The following is a 6,831-nucleotide window of genomic DNA, read 5'->3' on the forward strand; positions in this document are numbered from 1 at the left end:
ACAAACACTCACGTATTCGAAGAATCTGTCGGATAATTTGTCAAAGCTTCGGTGAGAAGGCTTGGCCATAAAAAGTACCGGGCAGAAGCGTGGGTGGGGTAGAAACGAATACGATAATCAAAGTGGCCATTGGCAAGCGCCTTGGCCTCCTGATCACATTTTGCGATTTCGACGATCGAACGGGATGGCGAGGCTTATCCGATCATCCCGGGCGTGATCTGCTCTGTCGACATCAAGACCAGACGCAAGACGATCCTGAGTTCCCTTTTGAAGCCGATCAACAAGGCGCGTCAGGAGGCCATGAGTGAGCGCTAGCGCCACCTCTCCCTCCACCAATACCGATCAGCGACTCCTGCCGCTCGCCAAGGAGGATTTTGGCCTGGAATTTCGAGTTGTGGCGCGTGGCGGAACACGCCGCGGGATCCGTCTGGAGCGGGCTTTTTGGATATCGCTGAAGCAGATGGCTGAGAGCCGGAAGTGCACGATCGGCATGCTCATAGATGAGATAGCCGGAGTTCAGGCACAGAGTGGCAATCTGACATCGGCGATCCGGGTAGCCTGCATACGCGGACAGGCGAAGGAAAACGTGACGTTGAGTAAGCTCGCGTCAATAACGACAATCAACGCCATACTGGTTGCCTGCCCCTCGCCTGCGTTTGCCTTGACGTCATCGAAGAAGATCCTGACTTTCAATGTTCCGTTCCAGCAACTGGTGAAGCGCCAACTGCCTTCCGGACCAAAGGACGATGCGCGGCACGACCTCAAGCTGGCGTTGGACCTCAACGTCGCCGACATTTTTGCGCGCCTCGACATCAACGGTGAAACGCCGGTCACCAGCGGATTTGTCCTCGGCACGGGCGAACGTCGGTACCGTGGTCAATTGAACGTCGTGCGGGCGCCGGTGATCGAGCCGGAGCTGCTGATGGCGTTCGTCTTCGGCTGACCGGTTCCGGCGGTACTGAACGGTCAATCCTGGCCGAAGACGCTTCGCACTGCATTGCCTCAACCCGAGAAGCGGAGCGCATCGACGAGCAGGGCGAAAGCCGGCGACGCTTGGCGACGGCTTGGATAGTAGAGGTGATATCCCGGCCAGGGCGGGGACCACTCCTTAAGCACCCGCATCAGGCGGCCGCTTTCCAGATGACGCTCCGCGACATCCTCCGGCACATAGGCGAGGCCGAAACCGGCCAGCGCCGCCTCGACAATCTCGAGGGTGCCATTGAGGACAATCTGGCCGTCCACCCGCACCTTCAGCTCGCGACCATCGCGCTCGAAATCCCAGGCCCAAAGCCCGCCATTGATGGAAAAGCGCTGGTTGATGCAAACGTGTTCGGTCAGCTGCTGCGGCGTCGTTGGCGGCGGCCGCCTGGCGAAATACGACTTCGTCCCGACGACGGCGAAGCGGATGTCCGGTCCGACGCGCACCGCGATCATGTCTTTTGCAACACGCTCTCCCATTCGCACGCCCGCGTCGAACCGTTCGGCAGCAATATCCGTCAGTGCGTTGTCGAGGAAGACCTCGACGGTGACGTCGGGATAGTCCGGCAGGAGCTTCGCCAGCTTCGGCCAGATGACGGCGTTGAACGCGTGATCGCTTGCCGTGAGGCGAATGGTGCCGGCGGGCTTCTCCCGCAATTCGCTCAACGCCTCGACCTCGGCCTCGATCTCCTCAAAGCGCGGGCCGATGTTGCGCAGCAGCCGCTCGCCGGCCTCTGTAGGCGAAACGCTTCGGGTCGTTCTCGTCAGCAGCCGAATGCCCAGCCGCTCTTCCAGATCGCGGACCGTGTGGCTGAGCGTGGACTGCGAAATTCCGAGCTGCGCAGCGGCGCGCGTGAAGCTGCCCTCCCGCGCAACCGCCAGAAAGGCCAGAAGCATATCTGTTCGTCCGCGCTGCATTTATGGTTCCCCCCCATAAGTTTGGGCGGATTATACGGACTAATCGAGGGAACTGCACACACTCAATCGATCGCGATTGCCGAGAGCACCGCAAATTTCCCGGACGGTGGCGCGAACCCGTCTGAGCAATGACGATGAAGGAAGAACCGGCGGCAGTTCACTCGCGTCGCTGCCATTCATGGCCCCGACCGATAAGTCCTATCGGGGAGCGAGCGCTAATCAAGGCGCCTCAAGCGCTCTAAGCTTTTAGCGTCGCACACGCACCCAGCGTGTCTTCGGGCCGGGGGCCATCCATATCTTGGGCCGCGAATTGGCGGATCATCACGAAAGCGACAATCGACATGTCTGATAGCCAAAGAACCTCGACAGCCAGTTCGGACATAACGCGCCGGGAGCTCATGCAAGCGGCTGCTGTGACTGGCGGTGCTCTTCTAGGAGAACAACTCGTGTCCGGAGCTATATCGCCGGCGCTGGCACAGGCTGCCGGCGCCGCGACGGCGCCGCTCGATGTATCGCTGCGCATCAACGGGACGGAGCACCGGCTTTCGCTCGATCCGCGCACGACGCTGCTGGATGCGCTGCGCGAGCACCTGCATCTGACGGGCTCGAAGAAGGGTTGCGGCCTCGGCCAGTGCGGCGCCTGCACGGTGTTGATGGATGGCATGCGCGTGAAGGCGTGCCTCTCGCTTGCGGCGCTCGCGCAGGGCCGCGACATCAAAACCATCGAAGGATTGGCGCAGGGCGAGGATCTCCACCCGCTGCAGGCAGCCTTCATCGGGCGCGATGCCTTCCAGTGCGGCTATTGCACGTCGGGGCAGATCATGGCCGGCGTCGCCTGCATCAGCGAAGGCCATGCCGGGTCGCCGCAGGAGATCCGCGAATGGATGAGCGGCAATCTCTGCCGCTGCGGCGCCTACGACCATATCGTCGCGGCCATCCAGGACGCGGCTGCCGTGTCCAGCTCGACGCAGGAGGGCTGAGCCATGCATCCCTTTGTGCTCGAACGTCCGCGTGATCTCGCCGCCGCACTTGGCTTCGGCGCTCAAGCCGGCCGCAATGATGCGCCGGTCGAATACATCGCCGGCGGCACCGACATGGTGCAGCTTCTGCAGGAATATGTCCGCCGACCGGATCGGCTTGTGAGCCTCGCGGGAATTCTCGACGACGGCATCGAGATCGGTCCGCAAGGCCTGAGGCTTGGCGCCGCCGCCACGATGGCGGAGGTGGCCGCCCATCAAGCTGTGGTCGAGCAGTTCCCTCTCATATCCCAGGCGCTGCTGAATTCGGCGAGCCCGCAGGTCCGTAACCAGGCGACCATGGCCGGCAATCTGCTTCAGCGAACACGCTGTCCCTACTTTCGCGATGTCGGCTACGAGGCATGCAACAAGCGCGTGCCTGGCTCCGGTTGCGCCGCCTTGGACGGTGAGAACCGCTGGCACGCGGTGCTCGGCACGAGCGACGACTGTATCGCCGTTCACCCGTCGGACCTCGCGGTTGCCCTGGTGGCGCTCGATGCGTCGGTCGAGCTGCGAGGAACTGGCGGTGACCGTTCCGTGCCGCTCTCCGATCTCCATCGCCTTCCCCGCGATAAGCCGCACCTCGAAACCGTCCTGGAGCTAGGCGAAGTGATCACCGCGATCACGGTCCCGGCCAATGCGGCAGGACTGCGGTCTCACTATCTCAAGGTACGTGATCGCGCCTCCTTCGAGTTCGCCGTAGTCTCGGCCGCGGTCGCAATCGAGACCGACGGCGCTCGCATCCGGCAGGCCCGCGTAGCGCTCGGCGGCGTTGGAACGAAACCCTGGCGCCTGCCGAACGTCGAGACCGCTCTCGCGGGCGCCGACTTCGAGCCAGCGGCACTCCGCCAGGCGGCGGCGCTCGCAGCAGACGGCACACGGGGTCGCGGCCACAACGGTTTCAAGATCGAACTCATGCAGCGCGCCATCGTGCGTGCGGTCGAAATCGCGGGAGCACGCGCATGACTGCTGCCTTGATCGGAAAATCCGTCAGCCGCGTCGATGGCCGCCTGAAAGTTGCCGGCGCCGCGACCTATGCCGCCGAGTTTGAGGTACCCAACCTCGCCCATGCCGCCGTCGTCAGGAGCATTGTCGCGAACGGCCGCTTTGCCATTGATACGGCGGAGGCCGAGCGGGCGCCCGGTATAATCGCGGTTGTGACGCACAGCAAGGCGCCCCGCCTCGCCTACCAGCCGCACAAAGGCCTCCCCGACGCCGCCGTTGGCGAGCGCCTGCATGTGCTGCAGGACGACCGGGTGAATCACCAGGGCCAGCCGATCGCGCTGGTGGTCGCCGAGACGCTTGAACAGGCGGTTTACGCGGCGGACGTCGTGCGGGTTACCTACCGGAACGAAGCGGCGGCCACCGACATGGAAAGCGTTGATCCAGTTCTGCCTACCGGGAAACCGGCGGAGTGGGAGATACGGCGAGGCGAACCCGACAGCGCATTCGAACAGGCGGAATTCCGGGTCGACCAGACCTATGTGATCCCGCGCGAGAACCACAATCCGATAGAGATGTTCGCCACCATTGCCTCATGGCAGGGCAAGAGCTTGACCCTGTGGGACAAGACACAATGGGTGCACAACGTTGCCGAGGAGATCGCCGCCGTGTTCGGCATCGCTGCTGAGAACGTGCGTGTCATCTCGCCCTTCGTCGGCGGCGCGTTCGGCTCGGGCCTGCGCTGCTGGCCGCATGTCACGCTCGCCGCGCTGGGCGCCCGTGTAGCCGGACGGCCGGTCAAGCTGGTGCTGTCGCGGCGCGAAATGTATTATGGCGTCGGCTACCGTCCGCACACGGTGCAGCGGGCCGCACTTGGCGCCTCCCGTAACGGCCAGCTCCAGGCCATCCGGCACGAGGGCCACCAAGAGACCTCGACCTACGAGGAATTCACCGAAGCGCTGCTCAGCGCGACCCGGTTCCTGCACTCCTGCCCGAACGTCCACACGCGCCATCGCATCGCGCCGATGAACGTCCACACGCCGACCTACATGCGCGCGCCCGGCGAGGCGAGCGGCATGTATGCCCTGGAATCGGCCATGGACGAGCTGGCGGTCGCGCTGAACATGGATCCCGTCGAACTGCGGCTGCGCAACGAGCCGGACCGGGACGAATTTAGGGATCTCCCGTTCTCGAGCCGATCGACCAGGGAATGCTACCGGGCCGCCGCCGAGCGTTTCGGGTGGGCACAAAGGAACGCCGCGCCGCGCTCCATGCGCGATGGGCGCTCGCTGATCGGCTGGGGCATGGCCAGCGCCACCTATCCGATGAACTATGCACCCGCCTCGGCCATGGCCCGGCTCTTGCCGGACGGCACTGCCGAAGTGATGAGCGCAGCGAGTGACATGGGACCCGGCACATGGACATCGATGACGCAGGTCGCGGCGGACACGCTGGGCCTGCCGATCGAGCGGGTCAAGTTCACACTTGGCGACACCCGCCTGCCGCGCGCCCCTATCCACGGCGGTTCCATGACCATGGCGAGCGTCGGCAGTGCGGTGCAGGCGGCTTGCCGCAAGGCGCGCGACGACGCGCTGGCACGCGCCGGCTCCAACGATCTTGAAGAGGCCATGGAGCGTCTCGGCCAAGTCATCGAGGCAACGGCCGATGTCGCTCCCGGAGATGAGACGAAGCGGTTTTCCATGCACGCCTTTGGCGCCGTGTTCGTCGAGGTTGCCGTCGATCCCGATCTCGGCGAGACGCGCGTGCGGCGCATGGTCGGCGCCTATGGCGCCGGCCGCGTCGTCAACCCGAAGATCGCGCGCAGCCAGTGCATCGGCGGCATGATCGGCGGCATCGGCATGGCTCTCCTGGAGCACTCGGTTGTCGACCCCCGCAACGGGCGCGTCACCAATGCCAATCTCGCCGAGTACGCCGTGCCGGTGCACGCCGACGCGCCGCCTGTCATGGACGTGATCTTCGTCGACGAGCACGACCCGCACGTGAACCCGCTCGGCGTGAAAGGCCTCGGCGAGATCGCGCTGGTCGGCGTCGCGCCAGCGATCGCCAATGCCATTTTCCACGCGACCGGAAAGCGCGTCCGCGAGCTACCGATCACGCCGGATAAGCTGCTCTGACCCACCTCGTCGAAAACGAAGGGGCTTGAGACATGATCATCACCCGCAGAGACGTCCTTGCCGCGACAAGTGCTTTCGCTGCTTTGGCTGCAGCAGGCCAGGTTGGCGCAGCTTCTGTTCAAGGAAGGAATGAGACAATGAAGATCACGCGAGTTGGATCGCAGCCGTCCGGCCCCGGGCCGGCCGATTATTTTACCGGAGCCGTGCGCATCGATCCGCTCTTCCAGGCGTCCGCGCCGGCCCGCGTCGGTGGCGCCAGCGTCACTTTCGAGCCTGGCGCCCGCACCGCCTGGCACACGCACCCACTCGGCCAGACGCTGATCGTCACGGCCGGTCTCGGCCGGGTCCAACGCGAAGGCGCGCCAGTCGAAGAAATCCGGCCAGGTGACGTCGTCTGGATTCCGCCTGGCGTGAAGCATTGGCACGGCGCGTCTGCGACGACGGCGATGACGCATCTCGCTATCCAGGAATTCCTTGATGGCAAGCCGGTCGAATGGCTGGAGAAAGTCAGCGACGAACAATACCGCAGCTAAGCGTTGGCGGCACCCGGCGTCTCGCGCATGGCAGGGTCTCGCTGCTCCGAATTTCGTCGCGGCACGCTGCCAACTCACCCGATGAGGCATCCAGACGGCACCGATCGCGGCTGCAACACCGCTCTCCCTTCTCCCCTTGTGGGAGAAGGTGGCCGCGAAGCGGCCGGATGAGGGTGTTCCAGCTTGGCGCCGCCGCGCTCCGGCCAACACCCCTTGTGTCTCTAGAATCATGCATGATCGGGTTGGCGGGTGACCCGGGTCATGACCGGATCACCCGCTGCGGCGGAAGCCCGTACACCCCTTGGTATG

6 protein-coding genes and 1 pseudogene are annotated in these 6,831 nt (G+C 64.3%); 6 read left to right on the forward strand and 1 reads right to left on the reverse strand.

Annotation, left to right across the window (positions count from 1 at the left end):
• Positions 1–168: 168 nt before the first annotated feature.
• Together AC0L2M_RS11085 and AC0L2M_RS11090 are read left to right on the forward strand one after the other, a co-directional pair.
• Positions 169–315: pseudogene (locus AC0L2M_RS11085) on the forward strand (HlyD family type I secretion periplasmic adaptor subunit); the annotation flags it as partial.
• On the forward strand, positions 305–943 hold the full coding sequence (locus tag AC0L2M_RS11090; protein WP_027152091.1) for a ribbon-helix-helix domain-containing protein: 639 nt from the start codon (positions 305–307) through the stop codon (positions 941–943). The pseudogene AC0L2M_RS11085 and the gene AC0L2M_RS11090, both read left to right, overlap by 11 nt.
• A 59-nt stretch (positions 944–1,002) precedes the next feature.
• Here AC0L2M_RS11090 and AC0L2M_RS11095 read toward each other — a convergent pair whose 3' ends face one another.
• Positions 1,003–1,896: a LysR family transcriptional regulator gene (locus AC0L2M_RS11095; RefSeq protein ID WP_473534850.1), complete on the reverse strand. Its 894-nt coding sequence runs from the start codon at positions 1,894–1,896 to the stop codon at positions 1,003–1,005.
• Positions 1,897–2,237: 341 nt separating this feature from the next.
• On the opposite strand from AC0L2M_RS11095, the gene AC0L2M_RS11100 reads away from it, so the two are divergent.
• From AC0L2M_RS11100 to AC0L2M_RS11115, 4 genes are all read left to right on the forward strand, one after another.
• Entirely contained in the window at positions 2,238–2,876 is a 639-nt protein-coding gene (locus AC0L2M_RS11100) for a (2Fe-2S)-binding protein (protein ID WP_287064108.1), read from the forward strand.
• A 3-nt stretch (positions 2,877–2,879) separates the two neighbouring features.
• Positions 2,880–3,878, forward strand: a complete 999-nt coding sequence (locus tag AC0L2M_RS11105; RefSeq protein ID WP_473534851.1) for an FAD binding domain-containing protein — start codon at positions 2,880–2,882, stop codon at positions 3,876–3,878.
• Complete coding sequence (locus AC0L2M_RS11110; protein ID WP_473534852.1) at positions 3,875–5,989, forward strand: xanthine dehydrogenase family protein molybdopterin-binding subunit; 2,115 nt, start codon at positions 3,875–3,877, stop codon at positions 5,987–5,989. The genes AC0L2M_RS11105 and AC0L2M_RS11110 overlap by 4 nt, the downstream gene beginning before the upstream one ends.
• A 137-nt stretch (positions 5,990–6,126) precedes the next feature.
• A complete protein-coding gene (locus AC0L2M_RS11115; protein ID WP_473534853.1) occupies positions 6,127–6,522 on the forward strand; it encodes a (R)-mandelonitrile lyase in 396 nt (131 codons plus the stop codon).
• Positions 6,523–6,831 lie beyond the last annotated feature (309 nt).

The organism is Mesorhizobium sp. WSM4806, from assembly GCF_055811635.1.

Bases quoted from the DNA above. Each gene is read 5' to 3' on its own strand.
- AC0L2M_RS11095 (WP_473534850.1), bottom strand. From the start codon at position 1,896: ATGCAGCGCGGACGAACAGATATGCTTCTGGCCTTTCTGGCGGTTGCG.
- AC0L2M_RS11100 (WP_287064108.1), top strand. From the start codon at position 2,238: ATGTCTGATAGCCAAAGAACCTCGACAGCCAGTTCGGACATAACGCGC.
- AC0L2M_RS11105 (WP_473534851.1), top strand. From the start codon at position 2,880: ATGCATCCCTTTGTGCTCGAACGTCCGCGTGATCTCGCCGCCGCACTT.
- AC0L2M_RS11110 (WP_473534852.1), top strand. From the start codon at position 3,875: ATGACTGCTGCCTTGATCGGAAAATCCGTCAGCCGCGTCGATGGCCGC.
- AC0L2M_RS11115 (WP_473534853.1), top strand. From the start codon at position 6,127: ATGAAGATCACGCGAGTTGGATCGCAGCCGTCCGGCCCCGGGCCGGCC.